This is a genomic window from gamma proteobacterium SS-5 (assembly GCA_009497875.2).
Taxonomy (GTDB): Bacteria; Pseudomonadota; Gammaproteobacteria; order Chromatiales; family Chromatiaceae; genus Magnetovirga; species Magnetovirga frankeli.
In genome coordinates, this window is the sequence record CP032508.2 from 3,617,440 (window position 1) to 3,637,049 (window position 19,610).

17 protein-coding genes are annotated in these 19,610 nt (G+C 64.0%); 3 read left to right on the forward strand and 14 right to left on the reverse strand.

What is annotated here, in order from left to right; genetic code table 11:
* Nucleotides 1-32: 32 nt before the first annotated feature.
* From D5125_04850 to D5125_17365, 4 genes are all read right to left on the reverse strand, one after another.
* Nucleotides 33-2,747, reverse strand: coding sequence for a response regulator (locus D5125_04850; protein ID QFY88856.1), 2,715 nt, complete (start codon nucleotides 2,745-2,747; stop codon nucleotides 33-35).
* A 103-nt stretch (nucleotides 2,748-2,850) separates the two neighbouring features.
* Nucleotides 2,851-3,885, reverse strand: a complete 1,035-nt coding sequence (locus D5125_04855; GenBank protein QFY88857.1) for a two-component system response regulator — start codon at nucleotides 3,883-3,885, stop codon at nucleotides 2,851-2,853.
* A 9-nt stretch (nucleotides 3,886-3,894) separates the two neighbouring features.
* The gene (locus D5125_04860) at nucleotides 3,895-7,095 is read right to left on the reverse strand and encodes a response regulator (protein ID QFY88858.2); all 3,201 of its coding nucleotides are present in this window, start codon (nucleotides 7,093-7,095) and stop codon (nucleotides 3,895-3,897) included.
* The gene (locus D5125_17365) at nucleotides 7,074-8,030 is read right to left on the reverse strand and encodes a cache domain-containing protein (GenBank protein QPB72212.1); all 957 of its coding nucleotides are present in this window, start codon (nucleotides 8,028-8,030) and stop codon (nucleotides 7,074-7,076) included. The genes D5125_04860 and D5125_17365 overlap by 22 nt, the downstream gene beginning before the upstream one ends.
* Nucleotides 8,031-8,293: 263 nt before the next feature.
* Here D5125_17365 and D5125_04865 point away from each other — a divergent pair, with 263 nt between their 5' ends.
* The 3 genes from D5125_04865 to D5125_04875 all read left to right on the forward strand — a co-directional run bounded on the left by D5125_04865 (nucleotide 8,294) and on the right by D5125_04875 (nucleotide 10,105).
* Entirely contained in the window at nucleotides 8,294-8,650 is a 357-nt protein-coding gene (locus D5125_04865) for a cytochrome c (GenBank protein ID QFY88859.2), read from the forward strand.
* Between the two features lie 122 nt (nucleotides 8,651-8,772).
* Nucleotides 8,773-9,408 carry a Uma2 family endonuclease gene (locus tag D5125_04870; GenBank protein QFY88860.1) on the forward strand — a complete coding sequence of 212 codons (636 nt, stop codon included), beginning with the start codon at nucleotides 8,773-8,775 and terminating at the stop codon, nucleotides 9,406-9,408.
* A gap of 91 nt (nucleotides 9,409-9,499) precedes the next feature.
* Entirely contained in the window at nucleotides 9,500-10,105 is a 606-nt protein-coding gene (locus tag D5125_04875) for a Uma2 family endonuclease (protein ID QFY88861.1), read from the forward strand.
* A gap of 18 nt (nucleotides 10,106-10,123) precedes the next feature.
* On the opposite strand, the gene xthA is transcribed toward D5125_04875, so the two are convergent.
* The 10 genes from xthA to ampD all read right to left on the reverse strand — a co-directional run bounded on the left by xthA (nucleotide 10,124) and on the right by ampD (nucleotide 19,562).
* Nucleotides 10,124-10,942 carry an exodeoxyribonuclease III gene (xthA, locus tag D5125_04880; protein QFY88862.1) on the reverse strand — a complete coding sequence of 273 codons (819 nt, stop codon included), beginning with the start codon at nucleotides 10,940-10,942 and terminating at the stop codon, nucleotides 10,124-10,126.
* Between the two features lie 151 nt (nucleotides 10,943-11,093).
* Nucleotides 11,094-12,386, reverse strand: a complete 1,293-nt coding sequence (locus tag D5125_04885; GenBank protein ID QFY88863.1) for an adenylosuccinate synthase — start codon at nucleotides 12,384-12,386, stop codon at nucleotides 11,094-11,096.
* Between the two features lie 389 nt (nucleotides 12,387-12,775).
* Nucleotides 12,776-13,951, reverse strand: a complete 1,176-nt coding sequence (locus D5125_04890) for an ATP phosphoribosyltransferase regulatory subunit (GenBank protein QFY88864.1) — start codon at nucleotides 13,949-13,951, stop codon at nucleotides 12,776-12,778.
* 5 nt (nucleotides 13,952-13,956) lie between these two features.
* Entirely contained in the window at nucleotides 13,957-14,142 is a 186-nt protein-coding gene (locus tag D5125_04895) for a DUF2065 domain-containing protein (GenBank protein ID QFY88865.1), read from the reverse strand.
* 7 nt (nucleotides 14,143-14,149) lie between these two features.
* Nucleotides 14,150-15,031, reverse strand: a complete 882-nt coding sequence (gene hflC, locus D5125_04900; GenBank protein ID QFY88866.1) for a protease modulator HflC — start codon at nucleotides 15,029-15,031, stop codon at nucleotides 14,150-14,152.
* The gene (gene hflK / locus D5125_04905) at nucleotides 15,031-16,191 is read right to left on the reverse strand and encodes an FtsH protease activity modulator HflK (GenBank protein ID QFY91058.1); all 1,161 of its coding nucleotides are present in this window, start codon (nucleotides 16,189-16,191) and stop codon (nucleotides 15,031-15,033) included. The genes hflC and hflK overlap by 1 nt, the downstream gene beginning before the upstream one ends.
* A gap of 112 nt (nucleotides 16,192-16,303) precedes the next feature.
* On the reverse strand, nucleotides 16,304-17,656 hold the full coding sequence (gene hflX, locus D5125_04910; protein QFY88867.1) for a GTPase HflX: 1,353 nt from the start codon (nucleotides 17,654-17,656) through the stop codon (nucleotides 16,304-16,306).
* Nucleotides 17,657-17,695: 39 nt separating this feature from the next.
* Complete coding sequence (gene hfq, locus D5125_04915; protein QFY88868.1) at nucleotides 17,696-17,953, reverse strand: RNA chaperone Hfq; 258 nt, start codon at nucleotides 17,951-17,953, stop codon at nucleotides 17,696-17,698.
* 116 nt (nucleotides 17,954-18,069) lie between these two features.
* Nucleotides 18,070-19,002 (reverse strand): tRNA (adenosine(37)-N6)-dimethylallyltransferase MiaA, encoded by a 933-nt coding sequence (gene miaA, locus D5125_04920; GenBank protein ID QFY88869.1) that lies wholly within the window; start codon nucleotides 19,000-19,002, stop codon nucleotides 18,070-18,072.
* On the reverse strand, nucleotides 18,999-19,562 hold the full coding sequence (gene ampD / locus D5125_04925; protein QFY88870.1) for a 1,6-anhydro-N-acetylmuramyl-L-alanine amidase AmpD: 564 nt from the start codon (nucleotides 19,560-19,562) through the stop codon (nucleotides 18,999-19,001). The genes miaA and ampD overlap by 4 nt, the downstream gene beginning before the upstream one ends.
* Between the last annotated feature and the right edge of the window lie 48 nt (nucleotides 19,563-19,610).

Here is a 19,610-nt window from a genome sequence, read left to right on the forward strand (position 1 = left end):
ATAACCGATCCCCGCCGGGATTGCCGCTGACCCTAGTCCGCCTCCTGGGCGTCCAGTTGCAGGGCCTGGGTCAGGCCTTGGAGCACCGGCTGCAACTGCTCGCAGGTACGGGCAAAGTGGGCCTCTATATCCTCGCTCTGCTCACGGCAGGCCTGCTCCAGGGCCTCCGCCGTGGCGGACAGTTGCAGGGCACCTATGTTGGCCGCCACCCCCTTGAGGGAGTGGGCGGCGCGGGTGGCGGCGGCCTGATCCTGGGCGGCGCGGGCGCTGTTGAACTCCTCGGCAAAGTCCTTTTTTGTCTCCACGAACAGGCGCAGCAGCTTGCGATACAGGCTGGGCTTGTTGCGCGCCACCTTGAGCCCAGCCGCCTTGTCTATACCCGGCAGGGGTGGCAGATCATCCTCTGGCGCTTGTTCTGGCGGGGCCGGGTCTGCGGGGGCATCGGTTGGAGCCGTATCTTCTGCTGCTGGCACCTGCCCTGGTTCCGGCTCTGATTCCGCGCTTGGCCCGAACTCTGAGGCGTCGTGGGTCCGGGTCGGCCGGACCCAGCGCGCCAGGGTGATGAGTAGCTGGTCGGGGTTGATCGGTTTGCCGATGTGGTCGTTCATGCCCACCGCCAGCACCTTGTCCTTGTCCCCCTTGAGGGTGTTGGCGGTGAGGGCGATCACCGGCAGCTGGCGCAGGGCCTCCTGCTCACGGATGCGGCGGGTGGCCTCGAAGCCGTCCATCACCGGCATCTGGCAGTCCATCAGCACGCCGTCGAAGGTCTCCCGGGCCAGGGCCTGCAGGGCCTGCTGGCCGTCGTCGGCCACCTGTACCTCTATCTCCTGCTGGGCGAGGAGTTCGCTGACCAGTTCCTGGTTGACTGGGTTGTCTTCCACCAGCAGGATGCGCGCCCCGCGCAGCCGTATCTGGGCCTGTCGCACGCCGGGGGTGGCCTGCGGGTCGGCATCGGCCTGGCCATCGGCCGCCTGCTTATCCAGCCGGGCGAGGAAGGTGAAGGTACTGCCCTGCCCCGGCGTGCTCTGCGCCCAGATCTGGCCGTGCATCAATTCCACAATCTTTTTCGAGATGGCCAGGCCCAGCCCGGTGCCGCCAAAGCGCCGGGTGGTGGATGCGTCGGCCTGGGTGAAGGCGCGAAACAGCTTCTGCTGCTCTTCCTCGGTCATGCCTATGCCCTGATCCTCCACCACAAAGCGCAGCACGGCCCTGCCCTCGTCCTGCTCTTGCAGGTCTATGTCCAGCTTGACCTGACTGTCGGCCTCGCTGAACTTGATGGCGTTGCCGACCAGGTTGATCAGCACCTGACCCAGGCGCATGGGGTCGCCGATCAGGGCCTTGGGCAGGTCATCGGCCAGCCGGATGTGTAACTGCACGCCCTTCTCCTCGGCGCTGACCTCGACCATGTTGAGCAGGTTTTCTATCACGTCGTCCAGGTTGAAGGGGATCTCCTCGAACTCCAGCTTGCCCGCCTCCACCTTGGAGAAGTCAAGGATGTCGTTGATGATGCCCAGCAGCCCTTCGGCGGCCCGGTGCGCCTTGCGGATGTAGCCCCGCTGACGCGGATTCAGCTTGGTCTGCAGGGCCAGGTGGGTCATGCCGATGATGCCGGTCATGGGGGTGCGGATCTCGTGGCTCATGTTGGCCAGAAATTCCGATTTGGCCTGATTGGCTCGGTCCGCCTCGGTCAGTGCCTGCTCGGCCACGAACTGCTCATGCAGCAGACGCCAGAGCAGCCCGTAGAGCACCAGCAGACCCAGCGCGGTGAGCACCAGATAGCGCAGCTTGAGGCTCTCCACGGCGGGCTCATAGGCCTCTACCGGGACGTGGTAGATCAGCTTCCAGGGGAACTCGCCCTGCTCCAGACTGGCCGGGGAGACACGGATATTGGCCGCGGCCAGCTGCTCCGGGTCGAGCAGGGTGCGGAAGAACCAGATGCCCTGCTCGTTCTCGAAACTGCCCGACGCATTAGCCTGGATACGCTGCCAGGAGCCGGGATAGCTTTTGGCCAGGGAGCTGCCGCTGCGGCCAGCCCGATGGCCCCACTCGGCGGCCTGGTCCGGGCCGAGCATCCAGTAGCCACGGCCATTGGTCAGCCAGGTGCGCTGCTTGCTCATCTGACTGAAACGATTGAGCAGGTCGCGGCCCAGGTATTCCACGCTCACCACCCCACGTCTGAGGCCACTGGGCTGCACCATGGCGGTGCTGAGGCGGATCACCGGCACATCCTCGCCCTGCTGCCCGGCATCTTCCAGTAGGTCGAAGGCGCTCAGGTAGAACTCCCCCATGGCCTGCCCGGAGGCCTGCTGAAAATAGTCCTGCCGGCTGTTGTCGCGTGCCCCCGGCCCACTGCCAGGGGCGTCCGGGGAGTAGGTCCTGCTGTCACCGGCCTGGCCCACCCAGACCCGCTCCCGGCCCTGCTCGTCGGTCCACTGGATGGCGTGATAGATGCCACGGGTACGCATGAATACCCGCCAGCTGAGGTCCACATAACGCTCGTTTGGCTCACCGCTCTCCATCATGCCGTGCAGCAGCAGGTTATGGGTGAGGTAGATGAGGTCGTTGGTGCGCCACTCCAGGCTGCGCTCGAAGATCTGCACCGAGGTATCCACCAGGGTCTCGGCGCTTTGCAGGAATTCGCCGCGAATCCGCCCCACGTCCTTGCCGTAGAACAGAAAGCTGATCAGGCAGAGCACGGTTGCAATGGGCAGAAAGAAACTCAGCAGGCGCTGGGTATTGGCTGTCATCTGGTTATTTGTCTGTGGCTGATACGGCTCGGTTAGTCACACTTGGCCTTTGTTGCACAAGGCCAACGAAAATGATCCATCCAGAAAATCTGTCCGGGGTGCCTCAGTCCGATCCCTGTTGTTTATCGGCAAAGCGTGCCTGCACCTGTTGCACCCGCTCCATCTGCTGCACAAACAGGGGCACCAGCTCGGGATCGAAGTGACTACCGGCGCTCCGTTGCAGGTAGTCGGTTGCCTCCTCCAGGCTCCAGGCCCTTTTGTAGGGCCGCTTGGAGGTCAGGGCGTCGAACACATCGGCCACCGCCACCATGCGCCCGACGCGGGGGATGTCCTCACCGGCCAGACCCTTGGGGTAGCCGCTGCCGTCCCATTTTTCGTGGTGGGTGAGGGCCACCACCCGCGCCAGCTGCAACAGCTCGGAGCTGTCCTCGCCGATGATCTCGGCCCCGATCTGGCAGTGCTGCTGCATGATACGAAATTCCTCGGCTTCGAGCTTGCCGGGTTTTTTCAGGATCTCATCGGGAATGCCGATCTTGCCGATGTCGTGCATGGGCGCGGCGTTGAGCAGCATCTCCGCCTCATGCTCGCCCAGCCCCGCCGCCTGCGCCAGGATGTGGCTGTAGTGGCTCATGCGGATGACGTGCAGGCCGGTCTCGTTGTCCTTGTATTCCGCCGCCCGGCCCAGGCGCTGGATGATCTTCAGCCGGGTCTCCTGCAGCTCGGCGGTGCGCTGGCGTACCCTGTGCTCCAGCTCTCGGTTCTGGTCGTGCAAGGCCAGGTGGGTGCGTACCCGCGCCTGCACCAGCGGCGCGCTGACCGGCTTGGTGATGTAATCGACGGCACCGACGGCAAAGCCCTGCAACTCCTCTTCCAGGGTGATCTTGGCGGTAACGAAGATGACCGGGATGTGGCGCGTGGTCAGGTCCTCCTTGAGGCGGCGGCAGACCTCATAGCCGTCGATACCGGGCATCATGACGTCCAACAGGATGATGTCCGGCGGCGTATGACGCACGATATTGAGCGCCATCTGGCCGTTGATGGCGGCGATGACCTCGTAATCGTCCTTGAGTATGCCCACCAGCACGTCGATATTGACCGGCGTGTCATCGACTATGAGTACAGTTGCTTTTGCGGTCATTGATTTGCCTCATTGGGACTCGGGGATCGCCTGCAAACGCTTCATCACCCTCGCGGCGGCGTCGAAGTCATAGGCCTCCAGGGCGCGTTGCAGTTCGGCCTGCGGCCCGCTCAGCCCGGCCTGGCGCAGCAGGTCTTGGTGCTGCTCCACCAGCTCCAGGGCCGAGGTATGGTAGCGGGCCACGCGCTCGGCCAGGTCCTGCAACAGTTGATCTAGCTGTTGCTGCTGCTCCGGGCTCAGGCTGCCAGGGGCCGTGGCCTTGGCCGGTTGCAGGTTATGCGGCAGGCCTTGCTCCAGCGCCGCCACCGCCCTGGCCAGGCGTTGCAGCTGCTGCTTGACCTGATTATAGCTGTCCGCCCGAATGCTGCGACCCCGCGCCTCCAGCTCCAGCCCTTGGCTGGCCTGCTCCAGGTCCTGCGCCCCCAGGCTGCCGGCCTCGCCCTTGAGGCTGTGGGCCAGGCGTTCCACTAGGGGCCAGTCCTGCTGCTCCAAGGCGCTGTCAAATTCGGCGATGAAGCGGGCCTGGTGGCTGACGGCCTTGTGCAGCAGGCGCAGGTACAGGGCCTGATTATGCTGCACCCGCATTAAGCCTTCATGTATGTCGAGACAGGCCAGCTCAGGCATCTTGCCGTCCTCCGGCAGACCAGGCGCCGCTTGTGGCAAGGCCAGGACAGCTGAGCCAGCCGAGGTTCCAGCGGGCGCCCCGGCCGCGGCATCTGTCTGCCGAGGTTTGACCCATTGCGCCAGGGCGCGGAACATCTCACTGAGATTGATGGGCTTGGCGATGTGGTCGTTCATGCCCGCCGCCAGGGCCTTTTCCCGGTCGCCTTCCATAGCGTTGGCAGTCATCGCCAGGATCGGCAGCTGGGCAAAACGCTCCTGCTGGCGCAGCTTGCGAGTGGCGGTGTAGCCGTCCATCACCGGCATCTGGCAATCCATCAACACGCCGTCGAAGGATTCCCGCTGCAGAATATCCAGGGCGGCCTGACCATCGCTCACCACATCCACCTGCAGGCCATTGCTGGTGAGCAGTTCCAGGGCCAGCTCCTGATTGATTTCGTTGTCCTCCACCAGCAACAGCCTGGCCCCGCGCACCCGCTCTATGTCTTCGCGCATCCTATCCTGCTGGCGCATGCCACGGCTTTCCTGGATCACCTCGCGGCCCACCGCCAGCATAATGGCATCCAGCAGACTGGAGGGGGTGACCGGCTTGGTGATGAAGCCGCTGATATCCAGCCCGCTGGCCGCCTGGCGTACCTCTTCCCGGCCAAAGGCGGTAATCATGACCACCGTGGGCGTTGCCTGCAGGCCCTGATCGGACTGGATGGCACGCACCGTGGTTATGCCATCCTGGCCGGGCATCTTCCAGTCCATGATGATGATCCGGTAGGGGTCTTCCGCTTGGGCCTGTCGCAGCAAGGCCAGGGCGGTAGCGCCGGTGGCGGCCTGATCCACGCGCAGGCCCATGCTGGCGAGCATACTGCCGATGATCTCCCGCGATGAGGGGTTGTCATCCACCACCAGGACGCGCTGCGGGCCCAGTTCGGTGACCCGCTGCAGGGGCAGGCAGGGGTTCTCTTGCTTGCCGAAGCGGGCGGTGAAGTGGAAGCGGCTGCCCTGACCGGGCTGGCTTTCCAGCCAGATGCGGCCGCCCATGAGCTGCGCCAGGTTTTTGCAGATGGCCAAGCCCAGACCCGTGCCGCCGAACCTGCGCGTAGTGGAGCCGTCGGCCTGACTGAAGGACTGAAACAGCTTGGCCTGCTGCTCCGGGCCCATGCCAATGCCGGTATCACGCACGGAGAAATGCAGCAGGCAGCCGTGCTGGTCCTCTTCGGCCACCTCGATGCCGACAACGATCTCACCCGTCTCGGTAAACTTGACCGCGTTGTTGCCCAGGTTGATCAGTATCTGTCCCAGCCGCAGGGGGTCGCCCACCAGGGCCAGAGGCAGCCGTGGCGAGAGATCGTAGAGCAGCTCCAGGCCCTTCTCCTCGGCCTGCTGGGTGATCATCAGGGCCAGGTTGTCGAGCACGTCCTCCAGGCGGAACTCCACCTGCTCGATACTCAGCTTGCCCGCCTCGATCTTGGAGAAATCGAGGATATCGTTGAGTATGCCCAGCAGGGCCTCGGCGGAGCGGCTGACCTTCTCGATGTAGTTGCGCTGCTTGCGATCCAGCTGGGTCTTCAGGGCCAGGTGGCTCATGCCGATGATGGCGTTCATCGGCGTGCGTATCTCGTGGCTCATGTTGGCCAGAAAATGGGATTTGGCCTGGGTCGCCTGCTCGGCCTGCTCCTTGGCCTCCAGCAATTGGCTGTGCAGGCTTTTTTGCATGTCGATGTCGATCAGGGTGCCAAACAGGCTATCAATGCCGCCATTCTGACCCAGCAGCGCCTTGCCGCGCTCATACACCCAGTGCACGCCGCCATCGCGGTGAATGATGCGGTATTCCAGGGCATAGGCCTGGCCCTGGCGGCTTTTTCCGCCGATCACCTCATCCACCCGCTGGCGGTCCTCTGGGTGGATGATGCTGGCAAAGCTGCGGCGCGTATTCTGGATGAAATCGCTGGCCGGATAGCCACTTAGACGTTCGATCTCGTCACTCATGTAGAGCATGGTCCAGTGTTCATCCAGCCGACACTGATAGACGGTGCCGGGGATGGTCTCCACCAGGGTGCGAAAGCGCTCCTCGCGCTCCTGCAGGGCCTGTACCGCCTGCTTGCGCTCGGTGATGTCCAGCAACCAGCCGAGCAGACCCTGCTGGCCCTGGAAGTTGATCGGCGTGAAATTGACCAGGATGTCGCGCACCTGACCCTGGGGGTCGTACATCTGCACCTCGTAGTTACTCACCTGGCCGTCACGTTCCACCTGGGCGAGGATCTGCTGGCGCTCCTCCGGACGGACGAAGATATTCACCGCCGGCTCGCCGATGGCGGCCCTGACCATGCGCAGGAAGCGGGGATTGGCGAAGCGGAAGATGCCGTCGATGGAGAAGGCCACGCCGATGGGGCTGATGTCGAGGATCGTCTGTAGTTGCTGGGAGCGCTCATCCACCAGTCCGCGCAGGCGCTGATTGGCACGCTGCCCGAGCAGGTGGATCAGACCGGTCAGCAGCAGGGCAAACAGGCCCAGGGCCAGGGCGGCCAGCAGCAGGGTGTTGCGTACCCCGCGATAGGGCCGCAGCGCCTCGCTCAGGTCGATCTCCGTGGCCACCCCCAGGCCAAGGGGCCGGACCAGCTCCAGGCACCGATCACCATCACGCCGCGATAATCCCGGTAGCCCTGGGCGTCCATCCCGCTTTGACCAAGGCTCAGGGCCTTGGCCATCTGCGTCAGCGGCCACTGTCGCGGTGGCCCTTGCGGGCTGTGCCCGCGCAGCAGGTTGCCACCGGGATCGGCGGCGCGCAGGCCCTGTAGTTGACGGCCGTGCCGGGCAAAATGCGACAGCCCGGCCAGCTCCTGCATGAAGCGGGATTGGGTAAGCAGATGGCCCTGGCCGCCCACCAGGTAGGTCTCGCCGCTCTGGCCCAGACGTACATTCTCTACCAAGGGGTGCAGGCTGTCCTCCACGTCAAACAGGGCCAGCAGCATGGCCAGGGGCCGACCGCTGGCGTCCAGCACCGGGTTGGCAAGAAGCAGCAGCGGCCGGGTGTCGGCATGGGTCAGCAGGGTCTCCCCCGCCAGCGCCCGCTGCACCTGCGGCTGAGTCAGCTGGGGGGGTGCGGGCACCCCCTCGCTGCACGCCTGGGCCATGGGCATTTGGCTATCGCTGGGGTAGAGGTACAGGGCCTCGGCCCCTGCCACCTGCAGATGCGTCCGACACAGATCCTGGATCAGGCGGTGGGTCTGCTGCCCCCGCCCCTCCTCGGCCTCAAGCCGTTGCAGCGCCTGCCGCAGGGCCGGGTCTGCGGCCAGGTGCCGCAGCTCACGCTGCATGGTCTGATGCCAGCGCTCCAACGAGGCCCTTACCGAGCCATTCAGGGTGACCAGGCTAGCGGCCACCTCCTGTCTGAGCTGCCGGTCCATGCGCCCCAGGCCATAGAGGACCACGCCAAGCACCGCCAGCAGATAGATGAACATCAGCAGATAGCCGCTGCGGCCCAGACGGTTTTTCTCCAGCAGCAGGCCGAGCAGGCCGAATTTTTCCACAACCCCCCCTTACACGGGTACAGATCCAGCCCTTGGCGCAAAACTTTGACAGGTCTTTGAGGACATTATATGGTTCAGTGTAACTAGTGAAGACCTTTTCGCAAAGGCAGAAAAGATGGCCTGAGGAGGAGCAAGTAAGGATGAAGCAGGGAAACAGAGGGCCAGGTCGATGGCCGCGCAGCGACACAAAAATCTACCCTCTGTCTTCCGTCCTCTGTCTTCTGTCCTCTGTCTTCTGTCTTCTGTATCCTGGAGCCCCTGTGATGCCGATTCGCCTTGGCCTGCTGTTGTTGCCCTTGGCCTTGCTGGGTTGCAGCAAACCCCCGCCGTCCAACGCCAGCGGCCAGCGCCTGTTCGACCATTATTGCGCCGAGTGTCACGGCGATACCGCCGCTGGCCGGACCTTTTTTGGCTACCCCAGCCTGGTGGACGAGAAACTACAGCGTGAGATGGTGCGAGATATCATCAAGAAGGGCTCCGCCGAGCGCGGCAATGCACACAGGCACCGGGAAGAGATGCCGGCCTTCGGCATGCTCTCCGACGCCCAGATCAAACGTATCAATGATCACCTGGTGCAACTGAGGAAGCAGCGCAGCCGTGCCGCTTCCCCCAAACCTTGACGGATACCGCCCTAGTAGAACGGGGTCAGGTCTAGAATCATAGCCAGTTCCATCCTTGGAGTAAAAAAGGCCCTATAATCTAAAATCTAGACCTGACCCCTTTCGCTCGTTTGGAGAAGCCCATGTCCCTGGCCTTGCAGCAAAGCAGCTATCTCAGTCACGAAGACTATTTCCTGCTGGAGCAACAGCAGGATCAGCGCTATGAGTACCTGGATGGCGAGGTCTATGCCATGGCCGGTGGCAGCGAGAGCCATGCGCTGATCGGTGCCAACTGTTTGGCGGCGCTGAGCCTGGGGATACGCGGCCAGCCCTGCCGCGTCTATGGGGCCGACATGAAGCTGCATATCGATGCCCTGGACAAGTTCTGCTACCCGGACATCAGCCTGCTGTGTCAGGCGGGTCGGCGCAATCCGCGCTTCATCCAGGGGCCCAGCCTGTTGGTGGAGGTGCTCTCTGACAGCACCGAGTCCTATGACCGTGGCCTGAAGTTCGAGCACTACCGGCTGATCCCTGAGTTGCAGCTGTACCTGCTGCTGGATCAGCACCGACCCCATGCCGAGCTGTTTGCCCGCCAGGACAGCGGCCTTTGGCTGCTGAGCGAGTACAGCGGCCTGGAGGCCCAGGTGCCCTTGGCACCCTGGGGCCTGCAACTGGCACTGGCGGAGGTCTATCGCGAGGTGGAGTTCACACCGATGAGGCCGGTGCCCCTGGTTGGGGAGGATGACCATGCAAGAACGGGGTCAGGTCTAGAATCATAGCCATTTCCATCCTTGGAGTAAAAAAGGCTCTATAATCTAAAATCTAGACCTGACCCCTTTCGTGACCCCTTTCGCTCGTTTGGAGAAGCCCATGTCCCTGGCCTTGCAGCAAAGCAGCTATCTCAGTCACGAAGACTATTTCCTGCTGGAGCAACAGCAGGATCAGCGCTATGAGTACCTGGATGGCGAGGTCTATGCCATGGCCGGTGGCAGCGAGAGCCATGCGCTGATTGGCATGAACACTGGCGCGGCCCTAGTCGGCCTATTTCGTCAACGGCCCTGCCGCGTCTATGGGGCCGACATGAAGCTGCATATCGATACCCTGGACAAGTTCTGCTACCCGGACATCAGCCTGCTGTGTCAGGCGGGTCGGCGCAATCCGCGCTTCATCCAGGGGCCCAGCCTGTTGGTGGAGGTGCTCTCTGACAGCACCGAGTCCTATGACCGTGGCCTGAAGTTCGAGCACTACCGGCTGATCCCTGAGTTGCAGCTGTACCTGCTGCTGGATCAGCACCGACCCCATGCCGAGCTGTTTGCCCGCCAGGACAGCGGCCTTTGGCTGCTGAGCGAGTACAGCGGCCTGGAGGCCCAGGTGCCCTTGGCACCCTGGGGCCTGCAACTGGCACTGGCGGAGGTCTATCGCGAGGTGGAGTTCACACCGATGAGGCCGGTGCCCCTGGTTGGGGAGGATGACTGAAGCAACGCCCAAGGGGAATCAACCTAGGGCAAACTCGGCCCAGACCGGGCAGTGGTCAGAGGGCTTTTCCATGGCGCGGATGGCGTAGTCTATGCCTACCGCCTGGCAATGTTGCATCAGCGGGGCGCTGGCCAGCAGCAGGTCGATGCGCAGGCCGCGGCGCGGGTTGTCGTCGAAGCCCTTGCTGCGGTAATCAAACCAGCTGAAGCGGTCGTCCACCTCCGGCTGCAGGACGCGGTAGCTGTCAATCAGGCCCCAGTGCAGCAGCTGCGCCAGCCATTCCCGCTCCTCCGGCAGAAAGCTGCATTTGCCGGTGCGCAGCCAGCGCTTGGCGTTTTGCTCGCCTATGCCTATGTCCTTGTCCAGGGGCGCGATGTTCATGTCGCCCATAACCACCAGGTTTTGATCGGGCTGATGGTTGTGCTGCAGATGATTGAGCAGATCGGCATAAAACTGGCGCTTGTTGGGAAACTTGGTGGGATGATCGCGGCTTTCTCCCTGGGGGAAGTAGCCGTTCATTACCCACAGCTCGGAGCCATTGGCCAGGCCGAAACGGGCGGAGATGAAGCGCCGCTGCGCCTCGGCATCATCCCCGGCATAGCCCTTGGTCACCTCCAGGGGGGGCTGTTTGGAGAGGATGGCGACGCCGTAATGGCCCTTCTGACCATGGTAGCTGACCGCGTAGCCCAGGCCCTGCGCCCATTCCAGGGGGAAGGCCTCGTCATGCACCTTGGTTTCCTGCAGGCCGATGATGTCGGGGTCGTGCAGTTGCAGCAGACGCTCCAGCTGATGCGGCCGGGCACGGATGCCATTGACGTTGAAGGAGACCAGTTTCACGGGGTTTGCCTTTTATGAAAAATCCGCGCCTTTTCGGACGCAGAGGACGCAAAGAAGCGCGGAGATCGCAGAGTTGAACAATGCAAAAGTCTGGCAAACTTTGCGTTCTCTGCGCTTCTCCGCGCACTCTGCGTCCTTTCTTGCAGCCCTATCAAGCAAACGGATGCCGCAGCACCAGGGTTTCGGCGCGGTCCGGGCCGGTGGAGAGGATGTCGATGGGGGTCTCGGTCAGGGCCTCGATCCTGGCCAGGTAGTTGCGTGCCGCCTGCGGCAGTGCGTCCTGACTTTTGATGCCGACGGTGGATTCTTTCCAGCCGGGCATTTCCTCGTACACCGGCTCGCAGCGGGCAAAGCGATCCGCGCCTACCGGGGGGGTGGTGACTTGCTTGCCGTCGAGCTTGTAGGCGATGCAGATCTTCAGCCGCTCCAGGCCGTCGAGCACGTCGAGCTTGGTGATGCACAGGCCGGAGACGCTGTTGATGTCCAGGGAGCGCTTCAGCGCCACCGTGTCCAGCCAGCCGCAGCGGCGCTGGCGGCCGGTGGTGGCACCGAACTCATGCCCCTTGGTGCCCAGGTACTCGCCGTCGGCGTCAAACAGTTCGGTGGGGAAAGGACCGGCACCGACGCGGGTGGTATAGGCCTTGACTATGCCCAGTACGTAGTCGATGTGGCGCGGCCCCATGCCGCTGCCGCTGGCGGCGCCACCAGCGGTGGTATTGGATGAGGTGACATAGGGATAGGTGCCGTGGTCTATGTCCAGCAGGGCACCCTGGGCACCTTCGAACATGATGTTCTCGCCGGCCTTGCGCATGCGGTGCAGGCTGCCGGTGACATCCTCCACCATGGGCCTGATCTGCTCGGCCTGGGCTAGCAGTTGCTCCAGTACCTGGCTGTAATCTACCTCGGGGAATGCGAAATAGTGCCTGAGGGCGTGGTTGTGGTAGTCCATGACCTCGCGCAGGCGCTCCTGGATGTGGGCCTGATCGAAGATCTCGCCCAGGCGAATGCCCCGGCGCGAGACCTTGTCTTCATAGGCCGGGCCTATGCCCCGGCCTGTGGTGCCTATGGCCTTGTTGCCACGGGCCTTCTCGCGGGCCTGATCGAGGCTGATGTGGTAGGGCAGGATGAGCGGGCAGGACTCGGAGATGCCCAAACGATTGCGTGCCGGTACGCCGTTCTTTTCCAGCATGTCCAGCTCTGTAAGCAGGGCCTCGGGGGAGAGCACCACGCCGTTGCCGATCAGGCAGCGCACGCCGTCACGCAGGATGCCGGAGGGGATCAGATGCAGCACCGTCTGCTGGCCGTCGATCACCAGGGTGTGGCCGGCGTTGTGGCCGCCCTGAAAACGTACCACGGCCTGCGCCTTGTCGGTGAGCAGATCGACGATCTTGCCCTTGCCCTCGTCACCCCACTGGGTGCCTATGACGACTACATTCTTACCCATAGTTTTTCTCGGTTAGTGATTCCAGTTCATATGCATTCATCCAAGCTTAGCGGCCTAAACAGTGGATTACAGATGTCAAAAATTTCAGGATGCAGAGGGCGCAGCGTTTGAGGCATTAGCCATTTGTTCCAGCTCAAGCGGGTCATTCTTTACCACATCAACAAGGCAGGCCCAGTGGGTGCGGGCTTGCCCACCATGCTAAAAAACGCCCGAAGGGCTCATTCCTTCAAACTTCACCCTTCAAACTTCTAACTTTTTCAGCACCCTTCGCGGCCAAGGCCGCTCCTACGCCCTTGGGCTGTCTGGCAGAAGCGGGCCATGTGGCGCATGGCGATTTTTACTATGACTCTGCGATCTCTGCGCTCCTTTGCGTCCTGATCGATGTCAGCTCAGGGCACCACCTGCCAGACGCCGTTCTGTTGGACCAGCTGGTGGCTGCAGCCCATATCTGCCGCCGTTCCGCTCTGCCCGGGCAGGGTGCTGATCACCACCTGACCGGCCTGGCGCAGGCGGGCGATCTGATCCAGCAGGGCCGGATCTTCGGCCAGCGGGGCGAGTATGCGTTGCGGCCCGGCCGGTTCGGGCAGGCGCGACAGGCGCATCAGCTTGAGCAGGTCGGCGCTGAAGCCGGTGGCCGGGCGGGAGCGGCCAAAGCGCTCGCCGATGTGGTCGTAGCGGCCGCCACGGGCGATCTCGTGGCCGGAGCCGGGGACGAAGGCGGCGAACACCACCCCGGTCTGATAGTGGTAGGCGCGCAGCTCGGCCAGGTCGTAATGGACCGGGGTCTGCGGCAGACGCCTGTGTACCTGCTCGGCCAGCTGGCGCAGATAGGCCAGGGACTGGCGTACCTCGGCGCTGGCCTGGGCAAACAGCTGCTCGGCCCGGTCCAGGGCATCCGGTCCATTCAGCTCGGCCAGACCGGCCAGCAGGCCGCGACTGGGTTCGGCCACGGCATAAGCGTCCAGCAGGTCGTTGATCTCGGGGATGGCCTTGCGTTGCAGGGCCTCGAACAGGGCCTGCTCCTGCGCCCCATCCAGCCCGGCCTGGGCGGAGAGGCCGCGAAAGATGCCGACATGGCCCAGGTCCAGGTGCACATCGGCCACCCCGGCGCGGGTCAGCATCTCCATCATCAGACAGAGGATTTCACAATCACTGGGCACCCCGCTGTGACCGAACAGCTCGGCACCAATCTGCAAGGGGGCGCGGGAGCGGCCAAAGCCATCGGAGCGGGTCTTCAGCACCGTGCCCAGATAGCACAGCCGGGTGGGTACCTCCTGGCGCAACTGGTGGGCATCGATACGGGCCGCCTGGGGGGTGATGTCGGCGCGCACCCCCATCAGCCGACCGGTGGCCTGGTCGGTGAGCTTGAAGGTCTTCAGGTCCAGGTCCTGGCCGGTGCCGGTGAGCAGGGACTCCAGGTACTCCACGAAGGGCGGCTGAATCAGCTGATAGCCCCAGCTGCGGAACAGGTCGAGCAGGTCACGCCGCAAGCCCTCCAGCCGATCGGCCTGGGGCGGCAGTATCTCTTCTATGCCCTCGGGCAGCAGCCAGGGGGTATTCTTCACCGTGATTACCTCACCAGATAGAGCAGGAGTACGCCAGAGACCATGCTCCCCAGCCCCAACAGGCGCAGGTTGCGGTCGTCCATTTGCGTTACCAATTGCAGGGTCTCGCGCATGCGCCTGGGGCTAAGGAAGGGCATCAACCCCTCGATCACCAGGACCAGGGCCAGGGCTGCCAGCAGATCATTCCACACCGTGCCGTCAGTTTCCCTTCTCGCCCTTGCCCGTCTGATCCTTGAAATAGCGGAAGAACTCGGAATCCGGCTCCAGCACCATCAGGTTGTTGCTGCTGCCGAAGGCGGTGCGGTAGGCGTCCAGGCTACGGTAGAAGGCATAGAACTCGGCGTTTTTGGTGTAGGCGCCGGCGTAGATCTCGGTGGCCCTGGAGTCGCCCTCACCGCGCAACTGCTCGGCTTCGCGATAGGCCTCGGCCAGGATCACCACGCGCTGGCGGTCGGCATCGGAGCGGATGCGCTCGGCCGCCTCGGCACCCTGGGCGCGCAGGTCGCGGGCCACCCGGTCACGCTCGGCGCGCATACGGTTGTACACCGACTCACTCACCTCGGGCGGCAGGTCGATCTGCTTGACGCGCACATCGACCACCTCGACGCCGATGTTGGCGGACTTCTCATCGGCATCCTTGCGCAGCAGGTCCATGATCTCGCCGCGCTCGCCGGACACCACCTCCTGGATGGTGCGCTTGCCGAACTCGTCGCGCAGGCTGGTGTTGATGCGTTCGGACAAGAGGCTGGCGGCCTTCATGGTGCTGCCGCCGGTGGAGCGGTAGTACTGGGCGACATCGTTGATGCGCCATTTGACGAAGGAATCGACGATCACGTCCTTCTTCTCGATGGTCAGAAAGCGCTGCGGACGGGAGTCCAGGGTCTGGATGCGCTTGTCCACCTTGACGATGTTGTTCACCCCAGGGATCCTGAAGTGCAGCCCGGCCTTGTACTCGGTCGTGACGATCTCACCCAGGCGCAGCTTGATGGCCGACTCCCACTCATAGACGACAAAGGTGAAGGCGTAGCCAAACACCGCCAGACCGCCCAGCAACAGCGGTATCTTCAACTTGTTATCCATTATCTCTGCCTCCGGTCACGGACATTCTCACGCACGGGACCATCCAGCCGCGCCCGGTTGTTGGGTTGCTGGGGCATGCCCGCGTCGATCTCGCTTCGGCTGGATGGATTGCGTCGGCCAGCGCCCTCGATGATGCGATCTATCGGCAGATAGGTCAGGTTGTTGCCGTTTTTCACGTCCAGGATCACCTTGCCGGTGCCCGCCATCACCGCCTCCACCGTCTCCAGATAGAGGCGTTCACGGGTCACGCCGGGGGCCTTTTCGTAGGCGCTGAGCACGGCGTTGAAGCGGTTCGCCTCACCCTCGGCCTCGGCGATGCGACGATCGCGGTAGGCATTGGCGTCGGCCAGGCGCCGGGCGGCGGCACCACGGGCCTTGGGTACCACCTCGTTGGCGTAGGCATGGGCCTCGTTCTCCAGGCGCTCCTTGTCCTCACGCGCCTTGATGGCGTCATCAAAGGCCGCCTTGACCGCCTCCGGCGGCTTGGCCGGCTGCATGTTGACGCTGGTCACCACCAGGCCGGTCTTGTATTGATTGAGCAACTCCTGGATGGTGTCCTTGATCTGCACGGCGATGGCGCTGCGGCCCTCGGTTAGGATGAAGTCCAGCTTGTTCTTGCCCACCACCTCGCGCACGGCGGTCTCGGTGGCGTCCTGGATGGTCTTGTCCGGGTCGCGGTCCTGGAATAAGTAATCGGCGGCATCCTGGATGCGCGATTGCACGGTCAGCTCCACATCGACGATGTTCTCGTCGCGGGTCAGCATCATCGCCTTGTGGCGCAGGGAGCGCAGCTCATCGACATTGATCTTGACCACCGTCTCCAGGGGAAAGGGCAGGTGCCAGTTGGGACCGGGGTCGGTGACCTTCTGGAAGGCCCCGAAGCGCAGCACTATGCCGCGCTCGGCCGGTTCGATGATATAGATGCCGCTGGCCAGCCAGATCAGACCGATGATGCCCAGGACTATGCCCAGCACCCGGCCCGACATCTGCGGACCAGAGGGGCCGGAGGGGGTATCTCCGCCCCCACCGCCCTTGCCGCCGAACAGGCCGCCCATCTTGCGCTGCAGATCCTTCACCACTTCATCCAGGTCGGGAGGACCTTCTCCGTTGGGACGGCCGCCCCAAGGGTCTTTGCTATTACCCGGTTCATTCCAGGCCATGGTCAACTCCGTAGCTTTCAAGGGGAACGGCGTGGGCCGCTCCAGGACAATAAGGTTCGGCATTTTATCTGCTCCGGCCAACAAAGGCGAACCCCATTTGGCCGCAAATCCCTTAGGGCGACCAGGGTTCTTCCACCATCCGCGTCTCGGCCTTCAGCCCTTCGGCCCCATCTGTTCCCGGCCGCAGGGCCTGGGCCAGCTCGGGCTCCCGCTTGAGCAGTCGGCGCAGGGCCTTGTTTGACAGCCGCACTTCCAGCTCCAGGCCCTCCGCCCCCTGGCGCTCGGCCTGCACCTGGCCGCTGGCATGGAGCAGGGCGCGCAACCGCCCGGCGGCGCTATCCAGACAGAAGCAATGGCTGCTGCCGAACTCCGCCAGGCGCTCTTCCAGCGCCTGCATCAACAGCTCCAGCCCCTGCCCCTGCTGGGCGGAGAGCCAGACCCGGCTGACCTGGCCGTCATCGGCCCGATCCACTCGGGGCGGCATGGCGTCGATCTGGTCGATCTTGTTGAACAGGCGGATCTGCGGCACCGACCCGGCACCGATCTGGCGCAGCACCGACTCCACCTCGGCGATCTGATGCTCCCGCGCCGGGTTGGCGGCATCCACCACATGCAGCAGCAGGTCCGCCTCCACCGTCTCCTGCAGGGTGGAGCGGAACGCCGCTACCAGCTCGTGGGGCAGATGGGAAATGAAGCCGACGGTATCCGCCAGCACCGCATGGCCATTGCCCTGGCTTTGGCCCAGGGGTATGCGCCTGAGGGTGGGGTCCAGGGTGGCGAACAGCTGATCGGCGGCATACACATCGGCCTGGGTAAGGCGATTGAACAGGGTGGATTTACCGGCGTTGGTGTAGCCCACCAGGGACAGGGTCGGGATCTCCGCCTTTTTGCGCGAACGGCGGCCCTGCTCGCGCTGACGGCCGACCTTGGCCAGCCGCTCATGCAGCAGGCTGATGCGCTTGCCGAGCAGGCGGCGGTCGGTCTCCAGCTGGGTCTCACCGGGGCCACGCAGGCCGATGCCACCCTTCTGCCGCTCCAGGTGGGTCCAGCCGCGCACCAGCCGGGTGGACAGATGGCGCAGCTGGGCCAGTTCCACCTGCAGCATGCCCTCGAAGGTGCGCGCCCGCTGGGCGAACACATCCAGGATCAGGCCGGTACGGTCCAGCACCCGGCACTGCAGGCGCTTCTCCAGATTGCGCTCCTGGCTGGGGGAGAGGGCGTTGTCGAAGATCACCAGGTCGGCCTCGTCCTCGGCCACCCGCTCGGCGATCTCATCCACCTTGCCGACCCCGGCAAAATAGCGCGGGTCCGGGCTTTGCCGCTGGGCGGTGATGAAGGCGTCGATCTGCGCCCCGGCCGATTGCACCAGATGGCGAAATTCGCTGATCTGATCCTGATCCGCCGCCAGCCCGATGCCGATATGCACCAGCAGGGCGCGCTCGCCACTGGCCGGACGCTCAAACAAGCCGATACCCCCGGAAACCAGGGGCCTGCCCCGTGGCGATCACTGATTGCCTAGCTCGGCGTCTTCCTCGTCACCCGCCTGTTGCAGACGCACCGGGCGGGCGGGCACCACGGTGGAGATGGCGTGTTTATAGACCATCTGGCTGATGTTGTTCTTCAGCAGCACGACGAATTGGTCGAAGGAATCGATCTGGCCTTGCAGCTTGATGCCGTTGACCAGATAGATGGACACGGGAATACGCTCTTTTCTCAGGGTATTGAGGAAGGGATCTTGCAGATTCTGCCCTTTGCTGGACATCTTTGGCTCCTTTTTTCTGTTGTTGTGAGTGCTCTGGTTTTTACCAGCGCCGGATTGGACCAGGGAAATCGCAGAAATACTGCATCACCCCTGCATGTCCACCTCGGAGTCTTCTTTCAGCGGCTTTGTATACAGGATTTGACGCAGATTTCAAGCGCCTGTTCCAGCGGCCTGGCCGGGTCCAGCCAGACCAGCTCCGGGTAGCCGCGCAGCCAGGTCATCTGCCGCTTGGCCAGCTGCCGGGTGGCGGTCACCGCCCGCTCGATCATGCGCGGCCGGTCGATCTCGCCGCGCAGATAGCTGAGCATCTGCCGATAGCCCAGCGCCCGCATCGATGGCAAATCCGGCCGCAGATCACCCCGCGCCCAGAGCCTGCGCACCTCCTCCTCCAGGCCCTGCTCCAGCATGAGCAGAAAACGCTGCTCGATACGCTGGCGCAACTCCTCGCGGGGATAGGGGGCATGCGCTAGTCGAATCGGCCGAAACGGCAGCGCCGCCTGGGTCTCGGCCTGGATCGCGCTCAGGGGTCTGCCGGTCAGCTCGAACACCTCCAGGGCGCGCAGCAGCCGCTGGGGGTCGTTGGGGTGAATCCGCCCCGCCGCCAGGGGATCGACCTGGGCCAGCCGTCGGTGCAGGGCCTGGCCGCCCTCGCGCTCCAGCTCGGCGGCCAGACGCTGGCGCAGGGCGGCATCGGCCGTCGGCAGGGGTGCCAGGCCGAATTCCAGGGCGCGGAAATAGAGCAGGGTGCCGCCCACCAGCAGGGGGATGCGGCCACGACCCTGGATCTGCTCGATCAGGCCCAGGGCATGGGCGCGAAACTCCGCCGCCGAGTAGGCCTCGGCCGGGTCAAGGATGTCAATCAGATGATGGGGTATCCGTGCCAGGGTAGCGGCATCGGGCTTGGCCGTGCCTATGTCCATGCCGCGGTAGATCAGGGTCGAGTCCACGCTGATGATCTCCACCGGGCAGCGCTCGGCCAGGGCCAGCGCCAGCTCGGTCTTGCCCGAGGCGGTCGGCCCCATGAGAAACAGCGGCGCTGGGCCGCTCATCGGCCCGCCTCGGGGGGCGCGATCAAGCGCAGATAGCGCGGCCAGTCAAAGGCCGGGCCGGGGTCGGTCTTGCGCCCAGGGGCTATGTCGCTGTGGCCGGTGATGCGCCCCTGATTGATGGCGGGGTAGCGCTGTTGTAACTGCCGGGTGAGCCGCGCCAGGGTCTGATACTGGGCATCCGTGTAGGGGGTGTGGTCGGCCCCCTCCAGCTCGATGCCGATGGAGAAGTCGTTGCAGTTGGGCCGTCCCTGAAACTGGGACTGGCCGGCGTGCCAGGCCCTTTTGCCGAAGGGCACATATTGGATCCCCAGGCCATCCCGGCGAATCAACAGGTGCGCCGAGACCCGCAGCCCGGCCAGATCGGCAAAACAGGCATGGGCCTCGACCGGTAATTGATTGCGAAACAGCAGGTCGATCCAAGGCCCGCCAAACTCCCCCGGCGGCAGGCTGATGTTGTGGATCACCAGCAGGGAAATCGCGCCGCCCGCCGGGCGCTCGTCCCAGTTCGGGCTGGGCCGCTGGAGCAGGCCAGGGACAAATGCAACCGCATCAGATGACATCAGGGGCAGCCCGAGCCTGGGCCTGCAGGGACGGCCAACCTGATTACC